22 protein-coding genes and 9 pseudogenes are annotated in these 26,659 nt (G+C 60.4%); 15 read left to right on the forward strand and 16 right to left on the reverse strand.

Features of this window, described 5'->3' with window-relative positions:
- Positions 1-98 precede the first annotated feature (98 nt).
- Positions 99-423, reverse strand: a pseudogene (locus tag ACVDG8_RS12770) (IS110 family transposase); the annotation flags it as partial.
- A 107-nt stretch (positions 424-530) separates the two neighbouring features.
- On the opposite strand from ACVDG8_RS12770, the gene ACVDG8_RS12775 reads away from it, so the two are divergent.
- The 3 genes from ACVDG8_RS12775 (at position 531) to ACVDG8_RS12785 (ending at position 1,036) form a co-directional block, all read left to right on the forward strand.
- A complete protein-coding gene (locus tag ACVDG8_RS12775) occupies positions 531-656 on the forward strand; it encodes a transposase (protein ID WP_447255004.1) in 126 nt (41 codons plus the stop codon).
- 75 nt (positions 657-731) lie between these two features.
- Positions 732-884, forward strand: a complete 153-nt coding sequence (locus ACVDG8_RS12780; RefSeq protein WP_447255005.1) for a hypothetical protein — start codon at positions 732-734, stop codon at positions 882-884.
- Between the two features lie 62 nt (positions 885-946).
- Positions 947-1,036 carry a hypothetical protein gene (locus ACVDG8_RS12785; RefSeq protein ID WP_455707831.1) on the forward strand — a complete coding sequence of 30 codons (90 nt, stop codon included), beginning with the start codon at positions 947-949 and terminating at the stop codon, positions 1,034-1,036.
- 46 nt (positions 1,037-1,082) lie between these two features.
- Here ACVDG8_RS12785 and ACVDG8_RS12790 read toward each other — a convergent pair whose 3' ends face one another.
- Genes ACVDG8_RS12790 through ACVDG8_RS12800 form a run of 3 tightly spaced genes read right to left on the reverse strand, consistent with a single transcriptional unit; the run spans position 1,083 to position 4,254 of the window.
- The gene (locus tag ACVDG8_RS12790) at positions 1,083-2,090 is read right to left on the reverse strand and encodes a tyrosine-type recombinase/integrase (protein WP_455707725.1); all 1,008 of its coding nucleotides are present in this window, start codon (positions 2,088-2,090) and stop codon (positions 1,083-1,085) included.
- Positions 2,087-3,019, reverse strand: coding sequence for a tyrosine-type recombinase/integrase (locus ACVDG8_RS12795; protein ID WP_447255007.1), 933 nt, complete (start codon positions 3,017-3,019; stop codon positions 2,087-2,089). The genes ACVDG8_RS12790 and ACVDG8_RS12795 overlap by 4 nt, the downstream gene beginning before the upstream one ends.
- On the reverse strand, positions 3,016-4,254 hold the full coding sequence (locus ACVDG8_RS12800) for a site-specific integrase (RefSeq protein ID WP_447255008.1): 1,239 nt from the start codon (positions 4,252-4,254) through the stop codon (positions 3,016-3,018). The genes ACVDG8_RS12795 and ACVDG8_RS12800 overlap by 4 nt, the downstream gene beginning before the upstream one ends.
- Before the next feature lie 224 nt (positions 4,255-4,478).
- Between ACVDG8_RS12800 and tnpB (ACVDG8_RS12805) the strand changes: the two genes are divergently transcribed.
- Both tnpB (ACVDG8_RS12805) and tnpC (ACVDG8_RS12810) read left to right on the forward strand, forming a co-directional pair.
- Positions 4,479-4,658, forward strand: a complete 180-nt coding sequence (tnpB, locus tag ACVDG8_RS12805) for an IS66 family insertion sequence element accessory protein TnpB (protein ID WP_455707832.1) — start codon at positions 4,479-4,481, stop codon at positions 4,656-4,658.
- A 66-nt stretch (positions 4,659-4,724) separates the two neighbouring features.
- A pseudogene (gene tnpC, locus ACVDG8_RS12810) lies at positions 4,725-6,085 on the forward strand (IS66 family transposase); the annotation flags it as partial.
- Positions 6,086-6,109: 24 nt separating this feature from the next.
- Here tnpC (ACVDG8_RS12810) and ACVDG8_RS12815 read toward each other — a convergent pair.
- Positions 6,110-8,182, reverse strand: a complete 2,073-nt coding sequence (locus tag ACVDG8_RS12815; RefSeq protein WP_455707726.1) for a recombinase family protein — start codon at positions 8,180-8,182, stop codon at positions 6,110-6,112.
- Complete coding sequence (locus ACVDG8_RS12820; RefSeq protein ID WP_023703238.1) at positions 8,169-8,348, reverse strand: hypothetical protein; 180 nt, start codon at positions 8,346-8,348, stop codon at positions 8,169-8,171. The genes ACVDG8_RS12815 and ACVDG8_RS12820 overlap by 14 nt, the downstream gene beginning before the upstream one ends.
- 306 nt (positions 8,349-8,654) lie before the next feature.
- Here ACVDG8_RS12820 and ACVDG8_RS12825 point away from each other — a divergent pair.
- Positions 8,655-8,891 (forward strand): annotated as a pseudogene (locus ACVDG8_RS12825) (transposase domain-containing protein); the annotation flags it as partial.
- Between the two features lie 2 nt (positions 8,892-8,893).
- The gene (locus ACVDG8_RS12830) at positions 8,894-9,127 is read left to right on the forward strand and encodes a hypothetical protein (protein WP_447255009.1); all 234 of its coding nucleotides are present in this window, start codon (positions 8,894-8,896) and stop codon (positions 9,125-9,127) included.
- A 187-nt stretch (positions 9,128-9,314) separates the two neighbouring features.
- Here ACVDG8_RS12830 and ACVDG8_RS12835 read toward each other — a convergent pair whose 3' ends face one another.
- Both ACVDG8_RS12835 and ACVDG8_RS12840 read right to left on the reverse strand, forming a co-directional pair.
- Positions 9,315-10,628 carry an MmgE/PrpD family protein gene (locus tag ACVDG8_RS12835; RefSeq protein WP_455707722.1) on the reverse strand — a complete coding sequence of 438 codons (1,314 nt, stop codon included), beginning with the start codon at positions 10,626-10,628 and terminating at the stop codon, positions 9,315-9,317.
- Positions 10,629-11,001: 373 nt separating this feature from the next.
- Positions 11,002-12,156 carry an MmgE/PrpD family protein gene (locus ACVDG8_RS12840; protein WP_455707727.1) on the reverse strand — a complete coding sequence of 385 codons (1,155 nt, stop codon included), beginning with the start codon at positions 12,154-12,156 and terminating at the stop codon, positions 11,002-11,004.
- A 287-nt stretch (positions 12,157-12,443) separates the two neighbouring features.
- On the opposite strand from ACVDG8_RS12840, the pseudogene ACVDG8_RS12845 reads away from it, so the two are divergent.
- The 5 genes and pseudogenes from ACVDG8_RS12845 to ACVDG8_RS12865 form a co-directional block, all read left to right on the forward strand.
- Positions 12,444-12,710: pseudogene (locus tag ACVDG8_RS12845) on the forward strand (helix-turn-helix domain-containing protein); the annotation flags it as partial.
- A 304-nt stretch (positions 12,711-13,014) separates the two neighbouring features.
- Positions 13,015-13,195: pseudogene (locus ACVDG8_RS12850) on the forward strand (IS110 family transposase); the annotation flags it as partial.
- Between the two features lie 1,050 nt (positions 13,196-14,245).
- Complete coding sequence (locus tag ACVDG8_RS12855; RefSeq protein ID WP_447255001.1) at positions 14,246-15,172, forward strand: 2-oxoglutarate and iron-dependent oxygenase domain-containing protein; 927 nt, start codon at positions 14,246-14,248, stop codon at positions 15,170-15,172.
- Positions 15,173-15,795: 623 nt separating this feature from the next.
- Entirely contained in the window at positions 15,796-16,257 is a 462-nt protein-coding gene (locus ACVDG8_RS12860; protein ID WP_447255011.1) for an Lrp/AsnC family transcriptional regulator, read from the forward strand.
- 570 nt (positions 16,258-16,827) lie between these two features.
- A complete protein-coding gene (locus ACVDG8_RS12865) occupies positions 16,828-17,598 on the forward strand; it encodes a class I SAM-dependent methyltransferase (RefSeq protein ID WP_447255012.1) in 771 nt (256 codons plus the stop codon).
- Positions 17,599-17,920: 322 nt separating this feature from the next.
- On the opposite strand, the pseudogene ACVDG8_RS12870 reads toward ACVDG8_RS12865, so the two are convergent.
- Positions 17,921-18,151: pseudogene (locus tag ACVDG8_RS12870) on the reverse strand (transposase domain-containing protein); the annotation flags it as partial.
- A gap of 302 nt (positions 18,152-18,453) precedes the next feature.
- Here ACVDG8_RS12870 and ACVDG8_RS12875 point away from each other — a divergent pair.
- On the forward strand, positions 18,454-18,633 hold the full coding sequence (locus ACVDG8_RS12875; RefSeq protein WP_447255013.1) for a hypothetical protein: 180 nt from the start codon (positions 18,454-18,456) through the stop codon (positions 18,631-18,633).
- Positions 18,620-20,688, forward strand: a pseudogene (locus tag ACVDG8_RS12880) (recombinase family protein). Before ACVDG8_RS12875 ends, ACVDG8_RS12880 begins: the two are co-directional and overlap by 14 nt.
- Here the strand turns inward: ACVDG8_RS12880 and tnpC (ACVDG8_RS12885) are convergent.
- The 7 genes and pseudogenes from tnpC (ACVDG8_RS12885) to tnpA all read right to left on the reverse strand — a co-directional run.
- A pseudogene (gene tnpC, locus ACVDG8_RS12885) lies at positions 20,668-22,024 on the reverse strand (IS66 family transposase); the annotation flags it as partial. The pseudogenes ACVDG8_RS12880 and tnpC (ACVDG8_RS12885) sit on opposite strands and share 21 nt — an antisense overlap.
- A 69-nt stretch (positions 22,025-22,093) precedes the next feature.
- Complete coding sequence (gene tnpB / locus ACVDG8_RS12890) at positions 22,094-22,291, reverse strand: IS66 family insertion sequence element accessory protein TnpB (RefSeq protein WP_455707833.1); 198 nt, start codon at positions 22,289-22,291, stop codon at positions 22,094-22,096.
- Positions 22,292-22,450: 159 nt separating this feature from the next.
- Positions 22,451-23,458, reverse strand: coding sequence for a tyrosine-type recombinase/integrase (locus tag ACVDG8_RS12895; protein WP_447255006.1), 1,008 nt, complete (start codon positions 23,456-23,458; stop codon positions 22,451-22,453).
- Positions 23,455-24,387 carry a tyrosine-type recombinase/integrase gene (locus tag ACVDG8_RS12900; RefSeq protein ID WP_447255007.1) on the reverse strand — a complete coding sequence of 311 codons (933 nt, stop codon included), beginning with the start codon at positions 24,385-24,387 and terminating at the stop codon, positions 23,455-23,457. The genes ACVDG8_RS12895 and ACVDG8_RS12900 overlap by 4 nt, the downstream gene beginning before the upstream one ends.
- Positions 24,384-25,622: a site-specific integrase gene (locus tag ACVDG8_RS12905; protein WP_447255008.1), complete on the reverse strand. Its 1,239-nt coding sequence runs from the start codon at positions 25,620-25,622 to the stop codon at positions 24,384-24,386. The genes ACVDG8_RS12900 and ACVDG8_RS12905 overlap by 4 nt, the downstream gene beginning before the upstream one ends.
- A gap of 141 nt (positions 25,623-25,763) precedes the next feature.
- A pseudogene (tnpB, locus tag ACVDG8_RS12910) lies at positions 25,764-25,850 on the reverse strand (IS66 family insertion sequence element accessory protein TnpB); the annotation flags it as partial.
- A gap of 26 nt (positions 25,851-25,876) precedes the next feature.
- On the reverse strand, positions 25,877-26,221 hold the full coding sequence (tnpA, locus tag ACVDG8_RS12915; protein WP_447255014.1) for an IS66-like element accessory protein TnpA: 345 nt from the start codon (positions 26,219-26,221) through the stop codon (positions 25,877-25,879).
- 6 nt (positions 26,222-26,227) lie between these two features.
- Here tnpA and ACVDG8_RS12920 point away from each other — a divergent pair, with 6 nt between their 5' ends.
- Entirely contained in the window at positions 26,228-26,650 is a 423-nt protein-coding gene (locus tag ACVDG8_RS12920; protein WP_447255015.1) for a hypothetical protein, read from the forward strand.
- The last annotated feature ends 9 nt before the right edge of the window (positions 26,651-26,659 follow it).

Raw genomic sequence — 26,659 nt, forward strand, 5'->3', positions numbered from 1 at the left:
TCGGGGATGTCACAAGCCTTCGCTCAAAGAGCTTCGCGGAAAGCGAGCACCCGTTCGATCGTCGCGGTGTGCTAGGTAACGAAGGCTGCGAATTGGAACTCCCGCATGGACTCGTGCCCTTCATCGGGAACCCACACGGAGGTCAGCTCGCCGGCGCAATAGCCGGGCAAGGGAATGGCGCCTCGGCGGTTCATCTTCACCAAATGGTGGCGCAACCACGGTGCGCTCGTGCCCGAGCGACCGGATCAGGCGATAAAGGCCATACCCGGTTGGGCCAACCTCGTAGCAGAAATGCACGTGATCAAATCGGCTGGCGATCCGGCCTATAACCCGCCGCAAGCTGGTGGCCGACGCGTCGACCTCACCGAAGAACCGAATCTCTAATTCCCGGCGTGCCTCCGCTATCGCAATAGCGTTCTTCAGCTTCGAAACATCGTACGCCTCCGGCGAAGGCCGCCTTGCGGGAGGATGGCACGGTAGCGAGGCTGCGCTCTTAAGGTCGTCCTTACGAGCGTAGTTAGCAGCACAGCATGAGCCATGTGACGTTATTGACCGGGCCGGAGCGGCGGCGCCGTTGGAGTGAAGAAGATCGGTGCCGGATACTGGCCGCGGCATTCGCGCCCGGTGCCACAGTGGCGGCGGTGGCGCGTCAGTAAGATGTCGCGACCAGCCTGATCTATAAGTGGCGCCGCACGGTCAGAGCCCGCGAGACGGGCTTTGCCGAAGTTGTCGTGGTTCCCGATAAGCCCGTCGCCGCTTCGGTGCCGGCGGCGCCACCAGCGGTGATCGAGCTGGAGATCGCCGGCAAGGTGCGGCTGCGGATTCCGCTGACCACGCCGCCGACACTGGCGGCTGCGATGGTGAAGGCGCTGGGCGTTTCATGATCCCGGTTCCGAGCCAGGTGCGGATCTGGTTGGCGGTCGGCCGGACCGATATGCGTCGCGGAATGCAAGGGCTCGCTCTGCAGGTTCAGGAGACGTTGGGCCGGGATCCGCATTTATGTGTCGGGCGAGATTATGTGGCGGAGCCGCCCTGACCCCTTTCGGGCCGGCCAAACCCAGCTTGCCTCCGCCACATAATATTCAGATGGAGTTCAGCAGTTGGAGAACGGCATCGGTGGGCCGGAAGCGCGCCCCGTAATTGCCCTCGATGCCCGCCTTCTCGAGTCCATTGCGCATCATCTCGACATCCGCTGTGGCATAGCGGTGGGTCGTGGCGACCTGTGCGTGCCCGAGCCAGGCTTGGATCGTCAAAAGGTCCACGCCGGACTGAAGAAGCTTCATGGCGAGGGAGTGCCGGAAGATGTGCGGCGATATGGGCTTGTCGGCCAAGGCCGATTTGGTAGGCACGGCCTCGGTGGCCGCACGCCGCACGATATGGGTCGCTCCGAAACGAGTCAGACGCTCGTTGCGGGCGCCGACGAATATCGGTCGCGGCTCGTGATGGGCGATCCCGCGCTCGCTCAACAAGGATGTCAGCGCCCGCGCCAGGTCCTTAGCAATGGGGACGACGCGGTCTCTGCGCCCTCTGCCGCGCAGCAGCACTTGTGGGTGCGGCCGCTCCAACTGAAGGTCGTTTGCGTTGACGCCGGTGGCTTCGGAGACCCGGGCGCCGGTCCGTGCCAAGAAGAGCAGAAAGGCTCGGTCGCGCCGACCACGGGGCGTCTTTGGATCGGGCGCCGCGATGAGGGTGTCCACTTCGGCCTTGGTGAGGTGGTACGTCACCTCAATGTGCGTCCGTTTAATGGGAATCGTCAGCACGCGTTGGGCGACGCCGAAGGACGCCGGGTCGGCGGCAGCGACGTGGTGGAAGAAAGATCGGATCGCGGCCAAGCGGGCGTTGCGCGTGGTGACGGAATTGTTCCGCTTCTCCTCGAGTTCGTCGAGAAAAGCGAGAACGAGGTCTCGATCAAGCTCTTCGAGCGCCAAGGCGGCGGGCTTCTTCCGCAATCGGGCGGCGGCAAAGAGGATCAGCATGCGCAAGGCGTCCCGATAGCTGGCCACGGTCGCGGGAGTCGCGTTCCGCTGCTTGGTCAGGCGCCGGCGGAAATACGACTCCAGGAGCGGCGCTAGGAGCAGGTCTTCGCTCATGCTGCGCCTCCATCGAGGGCGGCACGCTCAGCCGCGATGGCGAGGAGTTCCGCCGAGCCCGTGAGGTAGTAGGCCGTGTCGCTGTAACTGGCGTGGCCGAGATATGTGGCGAGCAAAGGCAATAGCGCCTGAACGTCTAAGCGCTGTTGGTGCCAGAGGCTGAGGCGGGTCACGGCAAATCGGTGCCTGAGATCGTGCGGCCTTAACGGCTTACCGCGATCAAAGTCGGCGAGTTTACGGACCTCGGCAAAGCCGTTTTGCAGGCCGGTCGCCGAGAGGCGATTGCCCCGGGAACTGAGGAAGAAGCCCTGATCCTTGGGTATGGGGAAAGCGGCGTCGCGCTCACGGGCATAGCACCCAAGGGCAGCCTGGGTTGTCGTGTGAACTGGAACGAGACGATCCTTGCGGAACTTTGTCTTCCGAACGAGGAGAACCCCGTTGGTGAGATCAACGTCGGATCGATCAAGCCCGACTACTTCGCCCGATCGCAGCCCCGAACTCGCCAACAATCCGATCAGCGTCGCCATCGTCCGCCCTCGCAGAGGAATGCTAGGCGAAATGCGGGCGCATGCGTCGATGAGTGATGCCAACTCGGCCTCGCTGAGAATACGCGGAGGCGGGATCGCTCTGGATCTGGGGAAAGCCCTGCGCTCCAAGACTTCGGTTCGCGCGTCGTAGACGGCGAGATACTCGTAAAACCGGCGGAGCACGCCGTGACGAGTGACGCGGCTGTTGGCGGCGCCGCTGAACGACAGCGCGAAATCCAGCGCCAACGTTCGAGTGGCGGGCCCATCGAACTGAGCGCGCTCAACGTACCTCACGAAGGCCCGCAACGTGCCGGCTTGCTTGCTGAAGGCATAGCCGAGGGAGTGGCGTAGCTCGATGTAACACTCGGCCTTCTCGCGGAGGAATCGGGCAAAGGCGGTCATGCCACGCCTCCCGGAAAGGGGAGTGCGACCTCGGCAAGTTGCGAGGTCGCGACCTTTACGTACAGCGCCGTTGTATTGATGCTGCGGTGTCCCAGGAGATCGGCGACCTCGTTGATCAGCCTTCGCTGCTTGACGAGCTGGGTGGCGAGACTGTGGCGCAGGAGATGCGCACCTGCGACCTGCCCGAGTTCAACCCCGCCATGTCGCAACCGCTTCCGCACGATCCTCGAAACAGGCGACGCGCATTTGAACGGTGCCACGGGCGGCGTGAAGGACAGGAACAGATACGGACTATCCACTTTCGGTCGAGCGCGCAGGACGTAGTCGGCGAGCGCAGCGCCAGTCTCCTCGAGCAGCGGCGCCACCCGATCCCGCTTGCCCTTGGTGCGCCGGACAGAAACCTCGCCAGCACGCCAGTCGATATCCTGCAGCTGAATGGCGCGTAGCTCACCGTTGCGAATGCCCGTGGTGGCGAGTAGCAGCAGGACGGCTCGATCGCGGATGTCGACCGGCGTCGTTGCACCGATCGCATCGATTGCCCGCCGAACGTCATCCCATGCAAGGCGCGGCGGCAAATGCGCCAAACGCCAATGAGGCGTCCTTGGGACGACGCGGTCGAGATCCTGATCATGGTGGCCAGCCCAACATAAAAACTGAAGAAATGTTCGGATGTGAGAAGTCGCTGCCGTGCGGGTGCCGGTGGTCGCCGATAGCGACAGCCGATGCTCGACAGCAGCGAGTACGTGCTCAGCCGTCAACGCCTCGAGGTCTTGACCGGGATGGTGATGGCGGAACCAATCCAGAAAGCGGCGGCCTCCCAGAAGAACGCCTTCGCGGGTCTTCGGCTCAAGTCCTCGCACCTTGCGCAAATAGTCGGAAAATGAGGCCAGAAGCGGAGTATCCGGATCATCATCTACCTTGGGAGGGGAAGCAATGAAGCGCTCCGGAGCCACTCGCCGTGCATGTCCCAGCGCCGATGCTGCCCCAATGCGTGGAGAATCCGTAGTAAACGTGCATAAATAGCTGTCGACGACATCTTGATGGATCGGCATCCGACCACAGCGCGTTGCGGCAAACTGGCTAAAGCGCGCAATCCGGCTCAGGTAAATCTTGGCGGACGCTCGCTTATAACCGAGGGTGAAAAAATGCTCCGCGAGGCGATCCATCTCGCCACCGAGTGCACCGCTACGCAGGCGCTTGAGCACCCCACAATAGGAAAAATAGAACTCGAGCATTCTGCCCCTCCGGCGTTGTGGCACAGGGGAATCCCGCGCCATGAGAGAGGCATGAAATATTATGTGGCGGAGGCAAGCTGGGTTTGGCCGGCCCGAAAGGGGTCAGGGCGGCTCCGCCACATAATCTCGCCCGACACATAAGAACGGTTATGTGGCGCGCCACATAACCGCATGCCGGCGATCTTTATGTCTTCCGCGGCCGCAGCGGCAATCTGATCAAGATTATCTGGCATGATGGGCTCGGCATGTCGCTGTATGCAAAACGGCTCGAGAAGGGCCGGTTTTTATGGCCGTCGCCGGCCGACGGCACGGTTTCGATATCACCGGCGCAGCTTGCCTACTTGCTCGACGGGATCGATTGGCGCAACCCGCGCCACACGTTCCGACCGCAGCGCGCGGGCTGAGTTTTTCTTTGAGTTTGCGCCATTTTCCGCGAGTCAGCGGACTCGTTTTATGATTCACTCCAGGGCATGGTTGCCACCGCCCAGGATGCTGTTCCCGACGATATTGGCGCGGTGAGAGCGGCGCTGAGCGCGGCGCTGGCCAGAGCCGAAGATGAGGCCGGAAGCTGCAGCGGGCGCTCCATGGTCAGAGTTCTGAACGCTCAGCCCGCCTGCACGACCAGATGGAGCTCACCTTCGAGGAACTCGAGAGCACCGCGACGGAAGACGAGATCGCCGCCGAGCAGGCCGCGGCCCGGACCACCGAGGTGGCGCCTTATGCGCGCAAGCGACCTACGCGGCAGCCATTTCCCGAGCATCTGCCGCGCGAACGCATGGTCGAGCCGGCGCCGACCGCTTGTCACTGCTGCGGCGGTCATCGGCTGCGCAAGTTGGGTGAGGATATCACCGAGACGCTGGAGGTGGTGCCGCGGCAATGGAAGGTGATCCAGCACGTGCGGGAGAAGTTCACCTGCCGCGACTGCGAGGCGATCAGCCAGGCTCCGGCGCCGTTCCACGCCACCTCGCGCGGCTGGGCCGGTCCCGGCCTGCTGGCGATGATCCTGTTCGAGAAGTTCGGCCAGCATCAGCCGCTCAATCGCCAAGCTGAACGCTATGCCCGCGAAGGCGTGCCGCTCAGCCTGTCGACGCTCGCCGACCAGGTCGGCGCCGGCGCCGCGGCGCTGATACCGCTGTTCAAGCGGCTCGAAGCCCATGTGCTGTCCGCTTCACGTCTGCACGGCGACGATACGACCGTTCCGGTCCTGGCCAAGGGCAAGACCGACACCGGCCGATTATGGATCTATGTGCGCGATGACCGACCGTTCGGCGGCGCCGATCCGCCGGCGGCGGTGTTCTACTATTCCCGCGATCGCCGAGGCGAACATCCCGCGGCGCATCTCGCCGGCTGGAGCGGCATTCTGCAGGCCGATGCCTATGGCGGTTATGGCGATCTCTATGCGACGGGTCGTCAGCCGGCGCCTGTTATGGAAGCCAGCTGCTGGGCTCACAGCCGGCGCAAAGTGTTCGAGCTGGCCGATATCGAAGCGGCGGCGCGCAAGAAGGCGCGCAGCGAGAAACCCAACCTGGTCTATCCGCTGGCGGTTGAAGCCGTGAAGCGCATCGATGCCCTGTTCGATATCGAGCGCGCGATCAACGGCCTGTCGCCGGCCCAACGCCACGCCGTGCGCCAGGAGCGGAGCGCGCGCTTAGTCACCGAGCTTGAGCGCTGGATGATCGAGACGCGCGACAAGCTTTCGCGCGGACACGATCTGAGCAAGGCCTTCAACTACATGCTGCGCCGCTGGTCATCCTTCACCCGCTTCCTCGCTGATGGGCGGATCTGCCTGTCGAACAATGCAGCCGAGCGAGCCCTGCGCGGCATCGCGATGCGTGAGTCATTATGCACTCCCTCGTCAAGTATCTGTAAACATTGGAATCGTGTCCACGTCGGCAACGCGACACGGGCGACCTTTTCGGGCCACCGCCGTTTTGATCGACCCCGATGCCAAGTCGTCGGCACGGATTTGATAGGGTGCGCCAGGAACAACCTGTGCAGCAGGAAGAACGCCGGTTTTGATAAGGCGCCGTATCGCGTGATTTGTGACGCCTAAAGCCTTTGCTGCTTCGGTCATCGTGAGCCATTCACCGTCTTTTTCAGCGGATCGATAGGCATGGATTCCACGCACGCGCCGAACAGAAGAGACGCGGTGCGCCGTCCACGTTTTTCCTTGTCCAGTGGGTAATCCCATTCGATTGAGCGAGGCGGCGATATGCTCGTCAGACCAGCGACCGGCCATGCTGCGCATCACCGCCAAAGCGTCTTCGGTCGTCGCGCAACCGTGCTCGCCAGCTCGAGGCTTGCGAACCCGCAGTTCTGAGTGCTGGCCGCCCCGCCAATGGATCATGAGCACGACGTCCCGTACCGCGTCGTCGACATCGACGATGATGTCGGCGATCAAGGTTCGTAGCAGCTGCTGGCGCGCACGCATCGTCACGTCAGGTCCATTCCAGGCTGCTGACAGGTTTTCTGCCATATTGGCGAAGGCACTGCGATCGACCTCAATGGCCGGTGGCCTGCCAGTAGGCTGGCGGGTTTCAAGATCCCGCAAGCGGCGCAGCGTCGTCTCCCAGTTTTTCTCCAGCTGTGCAGCTATCAAGCGATTGTCGGGATCACAGGCGGCGTAGCGGCGCTCAGCAAGATTGGCCTCGTAACGGGCCTGCTGAAGTTCCAGATCGAGGATCTGGCGTTGATCATCTTGTCGTTCCCGGTGCATCCGCTCCGCCTCGAACGCGGCCTCGATCGCCAAGGGTTCTATCGCTCGCAACAGCTCACGCGCAACAGCCGCGTCAACCCGTGGGCCGCCGAAGGTCATGCACCTGGGCAAGCCCATCATCAGGTTTGGCTTGTCGCAGCGATAGACCGGTCGACTTTGCGGATTTCCGGTATAGGCAACGCTCAGTCGCCGCCCGCACCGTGCACACGTCATGATGCCTGACAGCAGCGCTTTCCCGCCGCGGCCCGATTTTACGCCGCCGGCGCGACCGTAGTTGTTGAGTGCTAGCTGCTTCTGGTTTCGCTCGTACTCATCCCAGCTGATATAACCCTCGTGATGACCCTTGATCATCACCTCCCAGGTTCCGACAGGCTTGCCATGCCCGTAGCTTCGCCGCGCTCGTCCGTCGACAATGGAGGTTCGCTTTTCGCTTTTACCGTAGACGTAAACACCTGCGTAAAATGGGTTTTTGAGAACGGCGATGACATTGCGATAACGGATCGGCAGCCAGACGAAGCTGGTCATGCGGCCCTCATCAGAAGGTCGAGGGAAGTGGATTTGATCTGCCGTTATCGACAACAACACCTGGCGCGCACTGCCGAGTTCACGGAAGCGCGCGAAGATGAGCCGGATTACCTCCTGCAGCCGTATATCTGGGTCGAGCCCAAGCCCAGCTTCGCGATGCCAGATGTACCCGAACGGTACCGACAGGCGCAGCTCCCCCCGGCGCGCCTTCGACCTGGCGGCCTCGAGCATCCGTGCCTTCAGCACGCCCAGTTCGAACTCGCTGATGCTTCCCTTCATGCCCAAGAGCAGACGATCATTAGGCAGGCAGGGGTTGTAGATGCCATCGTGGTCGATGACGCGGGCTTCGACAAGTCCACACAACTCGAGCAGATGATGCCAGTCCCGCCCATTGCGTGCGAGCCTCGATGCGTCCAGGCACAATACGGCGCCGATCTTGCCCGCGCACAACCATGCAACCAGCCGATCGAAGCCGGGGCGCGCCACTGTTCCGCTTGCTGATCGGCCGAGATCGTCGTCGATGACTTCGATATCGGCGAAGCCGCGCTGTCGCGCAATGTCGACCAGATCATATTGCCGTCGCTGGCTCTCCAGGTTGGTCATGACCTGGGACTGCGTCGACTGGCGTACATAGACGACGGCCTTGCGCTTCAAGAGCGCAGTTGGGATCAGATCAGTGCTGGTCATCATCGAGCTCCTCGACGATCAGACCGGCGGCCTGCATGAGGATTTGAGCGAGCGTCAGCAAGGCCTTCGCCCGCTCCACTTCGTTCATTCCCTCCAGCCTGTGGGGTTCGAATATCAGGCTCATCTGCCTGCCCGAGGTCGGTGCAGGCACGTTGTGCTGTTTCATCGACTTTCTCCCGTGCGATTCCATTCTCGCTTGGGAAGTTTGTGGAAACAGCGACCGGCATGACCAGCCTCTTCAGATCAGACAAGGCCGTGAGATCAACCTGTGGCGGGCCAAATGTCATGCCCGCGCAAGCGGCCGAATCCACCATCCAGCCTGGAATCGATACGACAATGCCCGATGGGTATTGCACCTTGAGAAACTGGCCAGTTACCCGCTGCTCCACACGCCGCACGCTGACCTTTCGGCCAAAATATGGATGACAGCGATAATGAACTTCCACTTCGTCCCCGACATGGGCACAATGAACGGGTGATGGCTCTCGGCAGAAAGTCCTGGCTGTTCTGCGGTTCCGATCGCGGCGGACAGCGCGCTGCCGTTCTCTACAGCCTGATCGTCAGCGCCAAGATGAACGATATCGACCCGCAGGCCTGGCTCGCCGACGTCCTCGCCCGACTGCCCGCCTATCCGGCCCATCAAATCGATGATCTGCTGCCATGGAATTGGAGGTCCGCAAAACTGCGGACCCAACCAGCGGCGGCCTGATCATGCAGCGCAATAAGGTGCATCACGTCTACACCGTCGAACGTGTCGCCAGCGCACTCGGCGTCAGCGAAGCGCTCATCCAGGACCTGACCCTGGGTCTCGAGCCCGAGGACGGCGTCATCTGGGTGTACGGGGCCAACGATGACGACGGGATCTTGGCCTTCACCGATGAAGGCTTCGAGGAGCTCAAACTCCTCCTCGAAGAATGTCATCGCGTCTCCCCACCGAAAGCTTGACCCCAGCAATCCGGTGCTCAGGTCCTCATGGCCACCAGATACGTATGTCTGCGGTCTTCACCGGATGGGTACGAAACATCTAAACATCGCCTCCGACATATGCTTCTCCATAATCCGCCACGGCTCGTCCTCCTGTGGCGAGGATCGGCTCGGCCCGCCCGAGGACGCAGCGTCTATCTGCCCCTACTCACTCAGCGACTAGTTCCGACATGAGGAGGGACACATCTGGCAATTGGTCCAACTGCTGGATCATCGCAAGCGCTCGAGTTGTGCGGTCGGGGCTGAGCACTCCTTTCGCACAGTCCTCGAATTTGGACACAAACTCAGATTTCGCCATGGGATTATCTGGATGACCTCGCATGTGATGTACGGTTTTCTGCACGACGCGTCCATCTTGGAGAGTGATCTCAACGCGTGCGGCGGCACAGGCGCTTCTCGGATCTTGATTGGTTAGGGCAGGATCGTAGTCAAGCCTTGAGATGCTGATCAGCCGCTGGATGACCGGATCCCTGACCACTTCTTGCGCGAATTCAGCTAAAGAAACGCGCCCGTGCACCAAAGCGACCGCAGCACAAAATTCCATGCTGAACTTGCCCTCCAAAGGGGCCTTGGGAGCACTGTAGCTTAGGTCGCCACCGACGCCTGGAGCGAGCACACAACGAACTTGGTGAATGTGTTCGGGTCGGATTTCGTAGTTGGCGCGCAGGTCGAGAATGGCATCAATGGCCGAATGAGTATCCAAGCACGAAGGATACTTCTTGAAGATAATACCCGGCTGTCGGACATCAAGCGGGTTGCCTAGAAGTGAAGCCAAGTCTTTCGAATGCAACAGCTTTGACACGAAGGTGTTAAAAAACCCTGTTGTGCCGGCAAGCGCGTCCGGGCTTGCGGTGGCTCCTGCGGCAGCTAAAAGCGAAGCCTCTAACCCATCCCTTGCTGCGAAACCACAGTGCATCGGCTTTACCATGGTCCCAATATTCACGCGTATACCAGCAGCACGGGAAGCGGCGATTCCAATAGCGGCAGCTGTGCGTTCGGGGTCAAGGCCCAGAATCTTCGAGGCGCCGGCAGCAGCGCCAAAAACCCCGAGAGCAGAGGTTGCGTGCCAACCTGCCAGGTAAAGTTCATAGCCCGAAGCGCGGCCCAGTTTTGCCATCACTTCGATAGCGGCGGCGTATGCGAGAAGGATATCTTGGCCTGAACTTCGTACAAGTTCGCCGGCTGCTAAAATCGCAGGAAGCGCGGGCGCTGAAGGGTGGCCACACATCGGTTCGCTGAAGTCGTCAAAATCGCAAGCGTGCGCCATGACGCCGTTGGCGAGCGCTGCACCCAGCGCTGAACTTTGAACCGAATGGCCGAGAACTGTCGCTTTGTTGCCGCTGTACTGAGATAGGAGCTTCTCGACAACGATCTTCGTTACAGGCTCCCGCGCACCCGCAATGGCGCCACCGAGACAATCCATTACTGCCAACTTGAGAGTGCTGACGTCTGCGGACGACAAGGCTCCAAAGTCGAGCTCGCTGACGAAGAGCCCAAAGTCGTGTGAAGTCGACCCGACGGCGGGCTTTGACTGAGCTGAGCACATGAAACCGCCCCCTTAATTTGTAAAACTAGACCGTTGCGGTTCACTCGCGCCGAGTGCTAATTATCGCCAACCAGCAGCTTGAATAGCGGTGCCAACGTAGGCTGCTTATGAAGCTCGTCGATGAACTCCCCGATTAATTCCAGCTTCTTGTCGGAAAACGAATATGCTGACATCTCTGCGCAGTCCTTGAGCTTTCGCATTCCGTCGACAAGCGATGCGGGTTTTTCCGGATGTCCGAAGGGTTTGTCGACACGAAGGACATGCTCTCTCCCGCCACTTAGCTTCACCTTTACATTGTCGGCGAGTTCCCATGCCGACCGTTAGTGCGGTCGATCTCCGGATCAACTTTGACCGTTGTGGCAGCCATGACTCTACGCACCGCCGTGTCACTAAATGCTTCTGGAAGCATGTCCCCGATCCCGACTCTTCCGTATTGTGCAGCGACAGCAACGACGTAAGGCAAACTGAAGCGCGCCACGACAGGGTCCTTTGGATCCCACTTTTTGTTTCGCGGTTGGGCGACACATTGGTCAGCCAGGTGATTTAATCCAAGCTCAATAGAAACAATGTCGTCCCCGGCAAAATTGTGCTTCTGGCGCAGTTCCAGCAGCCCGTCAATCCCATGATGTGTAGCCCTGCAAGACGGCCAAGGCTTAAAGCTAATCGAAGCGTTTACATACTCGGATCCGAGGGCATCCGTGAGCATATGGAAATCGTGTTCAGGTTCGAACGCCTTGTAGAACCCATACTTCCCCAAGAACGGATCCTGAGGACCGGTAAATCCGACCATGGCCGCAAGAGCCGACTCAATCCCGGAGCGAGCTCGAAGTCCCTGCTGAAGCGACACACTGTGCGCAGATTCTGCGTACATTTGGGCTTCACCGGCAGCATGCGCATAAGCAATCCCGAACGCATTCCGAGTTTTTTCTTCATCGAGCCGCAGCAACTTGGTGCTAACCGCAGTGGTGCCCCATACGGCGACCATATTGTCCCGACCTGTATCTATCGATTGGCTTGTGAGGCTAAGAGTTAGGCGTATATGCAAATCCATAGCGGTCGCGATGGCTGACAGTAGTTCGCTTCCGCTTATAGAAGGGTCACGTTCGGCAAGGGCCAACGCCGGTGGCACGTCATAGGCGCTGGCATGACATCCATTGATGCAGAGCTCGTAGGTCTCGTCAAAATCCAGGGCCCGGGCTGTCGTGGCGTTGATAAGAGCCGCTAAGGCAGATGGAGCCTTCTCTCCGGAAATCCACACTGTGCATTCTGGCTCGCCACCGAAAAGCCCACCCAGTCGGCGGGCGTTGCGCGCGATCGGATCGTTCGATCCACCAATCGCGCACGCAATGGTGTCGAGGATGGAAAGTTTAGCGCGTTCAAGCGCGCCGTCAGGTATCGTCTCTAAGCGAGAATCGAGAACATGCCTGATGAGTTTCGTTGTCATATCCATCGCCAAACCACCTCCATGGAGAGCCACTTGGGGCCCCTTTTTAGGCGAGCAGGTTGCTCATCGCTCATGCAAACCAAACCGGCACCCTGGGCGAGCCCTTGGTGCATACTCGCACAGGAGGCCGCACCCGCGATACTGCCCTGAAAAGTAGGGTAGAAGAGAGTTCGCTTTCCGCGTTTCAGTCAGCGGCGCCGACGCAGGAATGCAGAAACTGCTGCTCTACATGCCTGAAATCTAGGAGCCGCCTGCGTCAATTCGCGTATTCGATGGAGAGTGCAGCGATGGCGAACGCGACAGGCCGACCGACGGCGCCTCTGGTTCTGGTGCGAGAAGAACGCGAGTATCTGGAACGACAGGTGCGTCGGCAGCGTGTGGCGCGATCCATGTCCGAGCGGTGCCGGATCATTCTTCGTTGCGCCGACGGCATTCCCAGCAAGGCGGTCGCAGCTGAGCTGGGGGTGCACGAATATACGGTCGGTAAGTGGAGGCGCCGCTTCCTCAAGGATCGCGTGGAGAGTCTACTGGACGAACCCCGGCCAGGGAGGCCTTGCCGCGAGACTACGGCCACATATACTTCGATCACGCGAGCCCCACATAGGCACCGCTGACATGCGGTGGCAGAAGGTCCGCAAGTCGCTTCGTCTCGGCCGAAACTGCGGCGGTCCTATCTGCGCGGGCGCGTGCCGGGACCGCCCAAGGGGGACCGTATTTGTGCGTCAGGGCGCCAATATGCTCTGTCTTCCAGGCTGGAGTCCAATGACATGTGTGGCGACTTGCTCGACGCCCCGAGCGTCATCGGGGCAACGGGCGCACGGACCCGGAACGCGGTTTGCCACAATCCGGTCGTTATATCTCATCCGAGCCCGAGCTGCGACAGTTGAGACGCTGCGCGTCCACGGCCAGCAGGTGAGCGCATTCATGCTCAAGCACGGCCGTAGCTATCCCCGAAAGAAGAGCTGGACGATGCGCTATCTACGCTGGCTTCAGGAAACAGCGGTTCGATCATCCCGCGCATCAGATCGCACTCGAGGAGGAGGCGCGCGTCGCTTAATCGCTCGCCGCGACGGCGCATATCTCGCGCATCGGCGGAGGCGGGACCACGGCAGGGGTATGTCAGACGCTTTGTGGCCGGCGAACCGCCGACGCCCGCAGTAAGATAGGTGCAGCCCCGGACAGACAATCGCGCATCAGAGCTTGACGATGTGCTGGAGCGGCGATGATCCCGGTCCCAAGATGTGATTGGACATGCGCAATGCTTACGGCCTCGCGCTGATGGTGCAGAAGATCTTCTAGCGGGATCCGAACAGCGGCCAGTTGTGCTGTTTCCGCGGGCGGCAGGCTCGGCGAGCAAACCGCTGGCATGGCGAGGGCCAATAGGATTCCCTCGCGCGATGACCGATGCGGCCGATTAGCTTCCCGGTGACCGTGACATTGCGCACGCAATGATCCTCGCCAGGCGTGCGGCCAGCCGTGAGGCTCAAGCGCTCGTCGGACCGTCGTGGTGCCCGACCAGCTTGGGGCATCGCGACATGCTGAGGCCCGCTTACATTTGTTTCGGAGCCGTGGCTTGGGGAATGCGCCTTCGGCTGGTCAGCGGGCAATTTTCGGCGGCGAGCGACGGCAATAGGGTCGCCTTCTCGTGCAAGGCAATCACGAACGGGACGTAGCCGCAGAGCACGGCCGGCTGAAATCTTCAACTGACAAGCTTCCTTCCAACGCGGCGGCGAAGCAACCCATCGCTCGCAAGTGGATTTTCCTCCCCATCCGACGAAGCGATGTTGTCCCATGGTGCAGAAAGTTTCGTTTCATTGGTGGCTACCGAATTCAGCAGTGGTGTGCGTTTTGTTGGTGGGTTTGACGGCCAGAGTGCAAGATCCTCGTACGGGTGTGAAACGTGCCCTGACAATTTCATAATTATTTCACACAACTGGTATTTGGAATTGTTATGCTTCGGGTCTGGCAGAAGAAAACGGAAGGTGCCCAGGCGAAGTTACTGGCAAGCAAGGCCGCGTATCTGCTGTGATTGAAGACGGTGGGGGCGCCACTTAGATGTCCGCAATGCCGAAAGAATAGGATGAATGCTATGACCACCCTTCCGCAAATATCCCTGGCGAAATTGGCAGATGACGCAACTCGAATTGAAGAGCGCACGCGACTCTGCACGGCATGCCAGGAGTACGGATTCTTCTATCTCATCGAGCACGGCATCCCAAAAGAAAGAATCTCACAATCAATCCAGAGTTCCCGAGATTTTTTCGCTTTGCCAGACTCGGTCAAAGAACGTTTTGGTCACGGGTTTCAGGAGGTCTACCCTAGGATCGCCCGTGGCTATAGTCCGTTGCACGGTGAGGTGCTGCATCCACAGACCGGCTCTGATCCCAAGGAAATATTTGACCTTGGAATCGAGAATGAGAGCGACCGGCGTCCCTTTGCGGGATGCACGCTCTTGCCGGACGACGCCTTGGCTCCCGGGTTCGCGCGCAGCCTGCTTGCTTTGCAGGCTGAGATGGTCAACGGGGTTGTTCCGCAGCTCGGAGAGGCGCTCGCCAACCTAATCGGTATGGAACAGGGATGGTTCCAGCGACACTTCAGCCCACCGACGCTTGGGCAACGCGTGATCCGTTATCCATCGGGCGGCGTAGCCGGCAAGCACACCGATGGCGGCTTCTTCACGCTGCTGCTGCAGGAAGAACTCCCCACGCTCTCCTTGCAGGTGTGGTTCCACGAGCGCTGGATTCCAGTGCCGAGCCTGCCTGACAGTCTAGTCGTCAATTTGGGCGACATGTTTCAGGCCTTGAGCGACGACCGCTTCAAGAGTACCCCCCACCAGGTCGAGCACAGTGGTCCGACTGACCGAATTTCCCTTCCCTTCTTTATCTATCCCGACGTCGACGCTCGCCTGGCATCGAGGCAAGGAGGGCGCGCCTTGAATGTCGCGGAAATGATGCTGCGCAATATGGAGTCCGTCGAAACAGGAAATGGCGCGGGCCGCGCTCGAGAGTTGCAGTAGTCGCCCCGTTTTTCGAGAAACAGATCAGGACGTGCTTGGAACCGTTCAGCGACAATTAACTCAGGGGCTTCGGTGACAGGGGCAGGCGCCCAGCCCAGCTGTGTTCAACGATGCACGTCCCTTAGGTGCGCATGCAGACGGCGAGTCCAGGATTAGCATGCTGCAGAGACGTGAGGGCTGCTCGCATCAAAAGAGTTCGGGTACTCCGCCGGTATACGTTTCCGCCAACGGCAGAAGATGCCACCGCTCGGCGTTCGCTCTATACCTTCTCTGGCCCTTGTAGAGGGCACGCTCACCGGCTGTTGAAACGACCGCTTTCGGCAACGGCGTTACGGCGGCTGATGTTCTACACGGCACAAATTTATAACATGACTTAACATGACTTTTTCTTTTATGTTGCACATTTTGTAAACACGCTTTGGCGGCGAACTGGTGAATCAGCAGTTTGCATTAGTCCTATATCTTTCTCTATGCGAAACGACTATGGCGCCCTCAACACGTTCGGTGGCTGTTCAGCTTCCGCTGCCCCATCTGACGTACGGGATGCTCCGCTATGGCCAAGGCCCACCAGAGTACGGCGCCCGCGTACAGGCACCTGAGCAATGCACGGCAGAGATCATTCAATGAGCCTGGACCGCGTTGACCGCAAGATTCTTGTCGCCATGCAACGCAACAATCGCCTTACCACTGAAACATTGAGCAAACTTGTAGGCGTTTCAGCAACCGCATGTCAGCGCCGATTGAAACGCCTGCGGGATGCTGGTGTAATTGAGGCTGATGTAGCCATACTGTCGCCAGAGGCCGTCGGTCGGCCCATGCTCATGCTGGTGTTTGTCAGTCTGGAGCGCGATCGCCTAAAGGTCATTGATCGCTTCAAAAAGGCGATTCGGCGCACGCCTGAGATCATCAGCGCCTACTGTGTGACAGGTGATTTCGATTTCGTTCTCATGATTTCTGTGCGAGACATCGGGGACTACGAGGCATTCACCCGTCGCTTTCTTTTCGGACATCCCGAAATAAAGAAATCTAGCACGATGATCGTCATGGACCGGACGAAGGTCTCGCTGGCTCTTCCTATCGACTGAAAAAGTGGACACCGGGCAAGTGGTCAGGCGCGTCTCTCAAGTCTGCATTGCAAAGCGCATTCCGCGCACGAATGCGCAAGCTTTGTCACCATTCTCCACATGTGGCTCATTGCTCTGGAGACCTCGGCGCGAAGGAGCGCTTAGCGCATAGTCGAGCGGTCTTTTGAGTCGGGCGCGGATAGCTGAGCCTCATGCTGCTGCAGTGGATGAACCAATCTTTCAAGCGCAGTAGGTCAAGCTCGTCGCAGCTCGCCTCCCCCTCGAACAGTTGGAAGCGCGACGATGTTTGTCACAAACAGAACAGGCAGTTGCAGCGAAAGCCATATCTATTTGATTCTACACCGTTTTCGACTTGGCAAGCTTTTTGCTCTTTGAAGTTCGATGTTCCTTCAGCGGGGACATCGCGCAATGTCCGTATTGATGCTTTCTCTTGGAAATTTTTCTCTACCAGTTGATAACATCATCAAGGCAATGCAGGAGTGATTTCGTTCTGGAATGCGAGGCAGAGTCCACGAACACTTATTGACGTGCGGTCTGACGAGAAATTACCCAACGGAGCAGAGAAATAAGATGATCGATGAGACGACATACGGGGACCTTTACGCTCCGATTTACAAGGAATACACTCGGCTACAGGGGAAACTGGCGGAGGTAAATCAGACCGTTTCTCTAATTGAGCAGTATTGTGGGGGAGGCCATGCTCTCGAGCTCGGAATAGGTGACGGCCGAGTGGCTGTGCCGTTGAGTGAGCGGGGCGTGAAGGTTGAAGGTATCGATAATTCATGCAGCATGTTGGAACTTCTTGCCAAGCGTACCAAGCTAGTTGAGGCATGGCAGGGAGATATCGCCCATTTCAGAACAGAGAACCGTTACCGAGTCGTGTATTGCGTTTATTTCACTTTCACGTTGCTCTTCAAGCGCGAACACCAGTTAGCCTGCCTTCGATCTGCCGTTGCAGCGCTAGATGATGATGGGGTTTTAATAATTGAATTGGATGTCCCAAACTTGGATCCTCGCGTCCGAGGCCAGAACACGACAACGGTGCGGCTAGTGGATCGTGATAATACAATCCTCAATGTGTCTGTGCACAACCCGCTGGAGCAGAGCTTAGTTTCAACCCTTCTCTGGTTCTCCGGCAACTCGGTGAGACGTTTGCCGCAGCGAATTCGCTACGTTTATCACCAGGAACTCGATACCATGGCCGAATGCGTTGGGTTGGAGCTAGTGGAGCGGTGGGAAGATTGGGACAGAGGCGCCTTCACCGAACGTTCCCAACGTCACATCTCGGTCTATCGCCGAGGAGCACGTCGCCCGGTGGCTCCCGCCGCAGGTAAGACTTAGACTCTGAATAGAGTTCAGTTGTAGCGGCTGGTGCCTCTTGCCGCGCATAAATGGCTAACAACAGCAGCGTACTCGCTCTCAAAGTACATCTGCCGGTGCCTATCGGGTGGTGCGGCGTCCATTCGGATCCGTCGAGTTCGCAGCCACTTTGGCGTCTCACGAAGACGTTGAGAGGGCCCTGCCAAGACGGAAGCAAGCGAGACCGACGAGCGTGAGGGACATCCGGACGATTCTGCGCTGACCCGTGAACAGGCCTGTCTCTGCGCCAGGTGGCAGAGCGGCTGAAGATCGGCAAGACCTCGCTCTCGGGTAACCGCTGTTCTCAGGCCACGGCCTTGAGTGGTGCGGGGGTGTAGGCCCAGGGCAGCAGGTCGTCGATCTGGCTTTGCGGATGGCCGGCGACGATGCGGGTGATGACGTCGGTGAGGTAGGCGTACGGGTCGAGGCCGTTGAGTTTCGCGGTTTCTACGAGCGAGGCGATCGTCGCCCAGTGCTCTCCACCGCCGTCGGAACCGGCGAAGAGCGCATTCTTGCGGTTGAGCGCCATCACCCGTTCATTGTGCCCATGTCGGGGACGAAGTGGAAGTTCATTATCGCTGTCATCCATATTTTGGCCGAAAGGTCAGCGTGCGGCGTGTGGAGCAGCGGGTAACTGGCCAGTTTCTCAAGGTGCAATACCCATCGGGCATTGTCGTATCGATTCCAGGCTGGATGATTCGGCCGCTTGCGCGGGCATGACATTTGGCCCGCCACAGGTTGATCTCACCGCCTTATCTGATCTGAAGAGGCTGGTCACGCCGGCCGCTGTTTCCACAAACTTCCCGAGCGAGAATGGAATCGCACGGGAGAAAGTCGATGAAACAGCACAACGTGCCTGCACCGACCTCGGGCAGGCAGATGAGCCTGATATTCGAACCCCACAGGCTGGAGGGGATGAGCAAAGTGGAGCGGGCGAAGGCCTTGCTGACGCTCGCCCAAATCCTCATGCAGGCGGCCGGTCTGGTCGTCGAGGAGCTCGATGATGATCAGCACTGATCTGATCCCAGCTGCGCTCTTGAAGCGAAAGGCTGTCGTCTATGTGCGCCAGTCGACGCAGTCCCAGGTCATGACCAACCTGGAGAGCCAGCGACGGCAATATGATCTGGTCGACATTGCGCGACAGCGCGGCTTCGCCGATATCGAAGTCATCGACGACGATCTCGGCCGATCGGCAAGCGGAACAGTGGCGCGCCCCGGCTTCGATCGGCTGGTTGCATGGTTGTGTGCGGGCAAGATCGGCGCCGTGTTGTGCCTGGACGCATCGAGGCTCGCACGCAATGGGCGGGACTGGCATCATCTGCTCGAGTTGTGTGGACTTGTCGAAGCCCGCGTCATCGACCACGATGGCGTCTACAACCCCTGCCTGCCTAATGATCGTCTGCTCTTGGGCATGAAGGGAAGCATCAGCGAGTTCGAACTGGGCGTGCTTAAGGCACGGATGCTCGACGCCGCCAGATCAAGGCGCGCCGGGGGGAGCTGCGCCTGTCAGTACCGTTCGGTTATATTTGGCATCGCGAAGCTGGGCTTGGGCTCGACCCAGATATACGGCTGCAGGAGGTAGTCAGGCTGATCTTCGCGCGCTTCCGTGAACTCGGCAGCGCGCGCCAGGTATTGTTGTCGATGACGGCGGATCAGATCCACTTCCCTCGACCTTCTGATGAGGGCCGCATGACCAGCTTCGTCTGGTTGCCGATCCGTTATCGCAATGTGATCGCCGTTCTCAAAAACCCCTTTTACGCAGGTGTTTACGTTTACGGCAAAAGCGAAAAGCGAACCTCCATTATCGACGGGCGAGCGCGGCGAAGCTACGGGCATGGCAAGCCTATCGGAACCTGGGAGGTGATGATCAAGGATCACCACGAGGGTATATATCAGCTGGGATGAGTACGAGCGAAACCAGAAGCAGCTGGCACTCAACAACTACGGTCGCGCCGGCGGTGTAAAATCCGGCCGCGGCGGGAAAGCGCTGCTGTCAGGCATCATGACGTGTGCACGGTGCGGGCGGCGACTGAGCGTTTCCTATACCGGAAATCCGCAAAGTCGACCTGTCTATCGCTGCGACAAGCCAAACCTGATGATGGGCTTGCCCAGGTGCATGACCTTCGGCGGCCCACGGGTTGACGTGGCTGTTGCGCGTGAGCTGTTGCGAGCGGTAGAACCCTTGGCGATCGAGGCCGCATTCGAGGCGGAGCGGATGCACCGGGAACGACAAGATGATCAACGCCAGATCCTCGACCTGGAACTTCAGCAGGCCCGTTACGAGGCCAATCTTGCTGAGCGTCGCTACGCTGCCTGTGATCCTGATAATCGCCGAAGCGCGCAGCGGAGAAAAGCTGGGAGACCACGCTGCGCCGCTTGCGAGATCTTGAAACCCGCCAGCCTACTGGCAGGCCACCGGCCATTGAGGTCGATCCCAGTGCCTTCGCCAATATGGCAGAAAACCTGTCAGCAGCCTGGAATGGACCTGATGTGACGATGCGTGCGCGCCAGCAGCTGCTACGAACCTTGATCGCCGACATCATCGTCGATGTCGACGACGCGGTACGGGACGTCGTGCTCATGATCCATTGGCGGGGCGGCCAGCACTCAGAACTGCGGGTTCGCAAGCCTCGAGCTGGCGAGCACGGTTGCGCGACGACCGAAGACGCTTTGGCGGTGATGCGCAGCATGGCCGGTCGCTGGTCTGACGAGCATATCGCCGCCTCGCTCAATCGAATGGGATTACCCACTGGACAAGGAAAAACGTGGACGGCGCACCGCGTCTCTTCTGTTCGGCGCGTGCGTGGAATCCATGCCTATCGATCCGCTGAAAAAGACGGTGAATGGCTCACGATGACCGAAGCAGCAAAGGCTTTAGGCGTCACAAATCACGCGATACGGCGCCTTATCAAAACCGGCGTTCTTCCTGCTGCACAGGTTGTTCCTGGCGCACCCTATCAAATCCGTGCCGACGACTTGGCATCGGGGTCGATCAAAACGGCGGTGGCCCGAAAAGGTCGCCCGTGTCGCGTTGCCGACGTGGACACGATTCCAATGTTTACAGATACTTGACGAGGGAGTGCATAATGACTCACGCATCGCGATCGGACGGATCGAGCGTTCGACGGTGTTGCTGTCGATCTCGATGCGGCCGTCGTCAAGGAAGCGCGAGAGGCCTTCCCAGCGTGAGAGCGTGTAGCGGATCGCCTCGGCGAGCTTTGTCTTCTGGCTGATCAGACCGAGCTTCTCGCGCAGCCAGGGTTCGAGATCGGCGATAATAGCGCGGCTATTTTCCTGGCGCATCACGCGGCGCTCGTCAGCCGATCGGCCGCGGATGGCGTCCTCGATCTTGTAGAGTTCGGCAATCCGTCTCAGCGCCTCGCTGGCGATCGGCGCGGGACCGGCTGCTGCCAGTTCATAGAAGCGTCGGCGGACATGTGCCCAGCAGAAGGCGAGCGTGACGCCACTCTTTTCGGCCAGCACGCGATAGCCGCCATAGCCGTCGACCTGCAGGATTCCGCCAAAGCCAGCGAGATGGGCGATTGGACGCTCGGCCTTCCGGTCGGGCGCATAGACGTAGGCAACGCCCGGCGGGTCGCTCCTCCCATGGTCGGTCATCTCGGGCATAGGCCCAGAGTTGGCCTGTCTTCGTCTTGCCGCGGCCCGGATCGAGCACCGGCGCGGTCGTCTCGTCGGCGAAGAGTTTTGGCGAGGACTTCAGCTTGCCAAGCAGCCGCTCGTGCACCGGACGCAGGTGCCAGGCGGCGCGGCCGACCCAGTCGGCGAGCGTGGACCGGTCGAGATTGATGCCCTGCCGGGCATAGATCTGCGCCTGACGATAAAGCGGCAGGTGGTCAGCATATTTGGACACCAGCATCTGAGCGACCGTCGCCTCGGTTGGCAGACCGCCCTCGATCAGCCGGGCGGGCGCCGGAGCCTGAACCACCACATCCTCGCAGGCGCGGCAGGCATATTTGGCGCGGCGCACGACGATCACACGCAGCTGCGCCGGAACGATGTCGAGCCGCTCGCTCACGTCCTCGCCGATCCGATGCAAGTCGTTGCGGCAGCACGGACAGGCATGGTCCTCGATGTCGACGACCATCTCCACGCGAGGAAGATGCGCCGGCAGCGAGCCACGGTTGGCCCGACGCTTGGCAGTCTTTGCCCGACGTTCCGTGGGAGCGGCCTGCTCGTTCTCCTCCTCGCCGGCGGCCTCGATCTGCTCGGCTTCCTCAAGCCCCAGCAGAAGCTGGTCTTCCGGCAGCGTCTCGGCACGCCGGCCGAAGCGGTGACGCTGCAATTCCTTGATGATCTGGATCAGACGGGCATTCTCGACGTCGCGCGCCAGGACCATCGCCTTCAGCGCGTCCGGATCGTCGGGAAGCTGGTCAGCAGTCATCGCCATGACAGGATCAGACCATATTCACCGACAGCCCGCGACAGCGGAATCCAGGCTGATTCACTTCGTCGCGGGTCAGCCGGCCTGGGCTGGAACGCGGGTCCGGCGCGCCTCGTGGACCCGCCGCCAGTCAAGCCGTTCAAGCAGCGCCGAGAGCTGCGCGGCCGTGAGCCGCATCATGCCGTCATGCACTTTCGGCCAGCGGAACTCCCCATCCTCCAAACGCTTGGCATAGAGGCAGACCCCGGTGCCATCCCAGAAGATCAGCTTGATCCGGTCAGTCCGCTTCGCCCGGAAGACGTAAACGGCCCCGCTGAACGGTTATGTGGCGCGCCACATAACCGCATTTATGTGTCGGGCGAGATTATGTGGCGGAGCCGCCCTGACCCCTTTCGGGCCGGCCAAACCCAGCTTGCCTCCGCCACATAATATTCAGATGGAGTTCAGCAGTTGGAGAACGGCATCGGTGGGCCGGAAGCGCGCCCCGTAATTGCCCTCGATGCCCGCCTTCTCGAGTCCATTGCGCATCATCTCGACATCCGCTGTGGCATAGCGGTGGGTCGTGGCGACCTGTGCGTGCCCGAGCCAGGCTTGGATCGTCAAAAGGTCCACGCCGGACTGAAGAAGCTTCATGGCGAGGGAGTGCCGGAAGATGTGCGGCGATATGGGCTTGTCGGCCAAGGCCGATTTGGTAGGCACGGCCTCGGTGGCCGCACGCCGCACGATATGGGTCGCTCCGAAACGAGTCAGACGCTCGTTGCGGGCGCCGACGAATATCGGTCGCGGCTCGTGATGGGCGATCCCGCGCTCGCTCAACAAGGATGTCAGCGCCCGCGCCAGGTCCTTAGCAATGGGGACGACGCGGTCTCTGCGCCCCTTGCCGCGCAGCAGCACTTGTGGGTGCGGCCGCTCCAACTGAAGGTCGTTTGCGTTGACGCCGGTGGCTTCGGAGACCCGGGCGCCGGTCCGTGCCAAGAAGAGCAGAAAGGCTCGGTCGCGCCGACCACGGGGCGTCTTTGGATCGGGCGCCGCGATGAGGGTGTCCACTTCGGCCTTGGTGAGGTGGTACGTCACCTCAATGTGCGTCCGTTTAATGGGAATCGTCAGCACGCGTTGGGCGACGCCGAAGGACGCCGGGTCGGCGGCAGCGACGTGGTGGAAGAAAGATCGGATCGCGGCCAAGCGGGCGTTGCGCGTGGTGACGGAATTGTTCCGCTTCTCCTCGAGTTCGTCGAGAAAAGCGAGAACGAGGTCTCGATCAAGCTCTTCGAGCGCCAAGGCGGCGGGCTTCTTCCGCAATCGGGCGGCGGCAAAGAGGATCAGCATGCGCAAGGCGTCCCGATAGCTGGCCACGGTCGCGGGAGTCGCGTTCCGCTGCTTGGTCAGGCGCCGGCGGAAATACGACTCCAGGAGCGGCGCTAGGAGCAGGTCTTCGCTCATGCTGCGCCTCCATCGAGGGCGGCACGCTCAGCCGCGATGGCGAGGAGTTCCGCCGAGCCCGTGAGGTAGTAGGCCGTGTCGCTGTAACTGGCGTGGCCGAGATATGTGGCGAGCAAAGGCAATAGCGCCTGAACGTCTAAGCGCTGTTGGTGCCAGAGGCTGAGGCGGGTCACGGCAAATCGGTGCCTGAGATCGTGCGGCCTTAACGGCTTACCGCGATCAAAGTCGGCGAGTTTACGGACCTCGGCAAAGCCGTTTTGCAGGCCGGTCGCCGAGAGGCGATTGCCCCGGGAACTGAGGAAGAAGCCCTGATCCTTGGGTATGGGGAAAGCGGCGTCGCGCTCACGGGCATAGCACCCAAGGGCAGCCTGGGTTGTCGTGTGAACTGGAACGAGACGATCCTTGCGGAACTTTGTCTTCCGAACGAGGAGAACCCCGTTGGTGAGATCAACGTCGGATCGATCAAGCCCGACTACTTCGCCCGATCGCAGCCCCGAACTCGCCAACAATCCGATCAGCGTCGCCATCGTCCGCCCTCGCAGAGGAATGCTAGGCGAAATGCGGGCGCATGCGTCGATGAGTGATGCCAACTCGGCCTCGCTGAGAATACGCGGAGGCGGGATCGCTCTGGATCTGGGGAAAGCCCTGCGCTCCAAGACTTCGGTTCGCGCGTCGTAGACGGCGAGATACTCGTAAAACCGGCGGAGCACGCCGTGACGAGTGACGCGGCTGTTGGCGGCGCCGCTGAACGACAGCGCGAAATCCAGCGCCAACGTTCGAGTGGCGGGCCCATCGAACTGAGCGCGCTCAACGTACCTCACGAAGGCCCGCAACGTGCCGGCTTGCTTGCTGAAGGCATAGCCGAGGGAGTGGCGTAGCTCGATGTAACACTCGGCCTTCTCGCGGAGGAATCGGGCAAAGGCGGTCATGCCACGCCTCCCGGAAAGGGGAGTGCGACCTCGGCAAGTTGCGAGGTCGCGACCTTTACGTACAGCGCCGTTGTATTGATGCTGCGGTGTCCCAGGAGATCGGCGACCTCGTTGATCAGCCTTCGCTGCTTGACGAGCTGGGTGGCGAGACTGTGGCGCAGGAGATGCGCACCTGCGACCTGCCCGAGTTCAACCCCGCCATGTCGCAACCGCTTCCGCACGATCCTCGAAACAGGCGACGCGCATTTGAACGGTGCCACGGGCGGCGTGAAGGACAGGAACAGATACGGACTATCCACTTTCGGTCGAGCGCGCAGGACGTAGTCGGCGAGCGCAGCGCCAGTCTCCTCGAGCAGCGGCGCCACCCGATCCCGCTTGCCCTTGGTGCGCCGGACAGAAACCTCGCCAGCACGCCAGTCGATATCCTGCAGCTGAATGGCGCGTAGCTCACCGTTGCGAATGCCCGTGGTGGCGAGTAGCAGCAGGACGGCTCGATCGCGGATGTCGACCGGCGTCGTTGCACCGATCGCATCGATTGCCCGCCGAACGTCATCCCATGCAAGGCGCGGCGGCAAATGCGCCAAACGCCAATGAGGCGTCCTTGGGACGACGCGGTCGAGATCCTGATCATGGTGGCCAGCCCAACATAAAAACTGAAGAAATGTTCGGATGTGAGAAGTCGCTGCCGTGCGGGTGCCGGTGGTCGCCGATAGCGACAGCCGATGCTCGACAGCAGCGAGTACGTGCTCAGCCGTCAACGCCTCGAGGTCTTGACCGGGATGGTGATGGCGGAACCAATCCAGAAAGCGGCGGCCTCCCAGAAGAACGCCTTCGCGGGTCTTCGGCTCAAGTCCTCGCACCTTGCGCAAATAGTCGGAAAATGAGGCCAGAAGCGGAGTATCCGGATCATCATCTACCTTGGGAGGGGAAGCAATGAAGCGCTCCGGAGCCACTCGCCGTGCATGTCCCAGCGCCGATGCTGCCCCAATGCGTGGAGAATCCGTAGTAAACGTGCATAAATAGCTGTCGACGACATCTTGATGGATCGGCATCCGACCACAGCGCGTTGCGGCAAACTGGCTAAAGCGCGCAATCCGGCTCAAGTAAATCTTGGCGGACGCTCGCTTATAACCGAGGGTGAAAAAATGCTCCGCGAGGCGATCCATCTCGCCACCGAGTGCACCGCTACGCAGGCGCTTGAGCACCCCACAATAGGAAAAATAGAACTCGAGCATTCTGCCCCTCCGGCGTTGTGGCACAGGGGAATCCCGCGCCATGAGAGAGGCATGAAATATTATGTGGCGGAGGCAAGCTGGGTTTGGCCGGCCCGAAAGGGGTCAGGGCGGCTCCGCCACATAATCTCACCCGACACATAAGAACGGATCGGCCCCCATCGTCTCTCGCACCAGCGCCGCCAATCCCTCCGCACCCTTGCGGAAGTCGACCGGCTTCGTCGCCACCATGACCTTGACCGTACCCGTCGGCCCGATCACGACGGCGCCTTCAGCGCGCGGATCACTGCGGCCACCGTCTTGGTATCGGCGCCCCGGCCGACGCGCATCGCGATGCCGTCGATCTCAAGCTCGATCAGGCCGGCATCTCGGGTGGCTTGCCGTTTTCGCTGCTTCGGTGAACGGCTGGCTACAGGTTCCGCCGCCGCCAAAACCGCCGGCACAAAGGCAGGAGAATCTTGCTGCACCGAAGCGGCCTGTTTGCGCGCTTCGCGGCGCCAGGCGAAGACCTGCTGCGGCCTAAGGCCATACCGACGGGCGACCTCGGAAATGATTGCGTTCGGCTCCAGCGTCTCCGCGATGATCCGCGCCTTGTCATCCACCGACCAATGACGCCGACCGCCAGCACCGTTGATCACCTCGAAACGCCGAAGCTGCCGCTCCGGGTCAAGCGTAAGGTCAAGTCCAGACACAAGCCGATCTCCGATCCCAATACAGGATCGGCAACCTCACAGATCGCGGCCACTCCCGAAAGGTGGTCCGGAAACACCGCTCTGATGTCCGCTGTCAAGGTTTGGAACGTGCGGGTCCGGCCGATCGAGAGGTCGGCTGTTCATTCTGATGATCGCGCATGGGTGGAGGCGGAACTGAAGGACGTCGGTGATCAAGCTCTGATGCGCGGATTGGTTGCCGCATTCCCGATTGTGCGTCCGGGGCTGTTCCTATCTTACTGCGGGCGTCGGTCGGTCGATTTGCCGGCCACAAAGCGTCTGACGGGCATTCCCCTGCCGTGGTCCCGCCCCCGCCCATGAGCGAAGGAT

Source organism: Mesorhizobium sp. ORM8.1 (genome assembly GCF_053005525.2).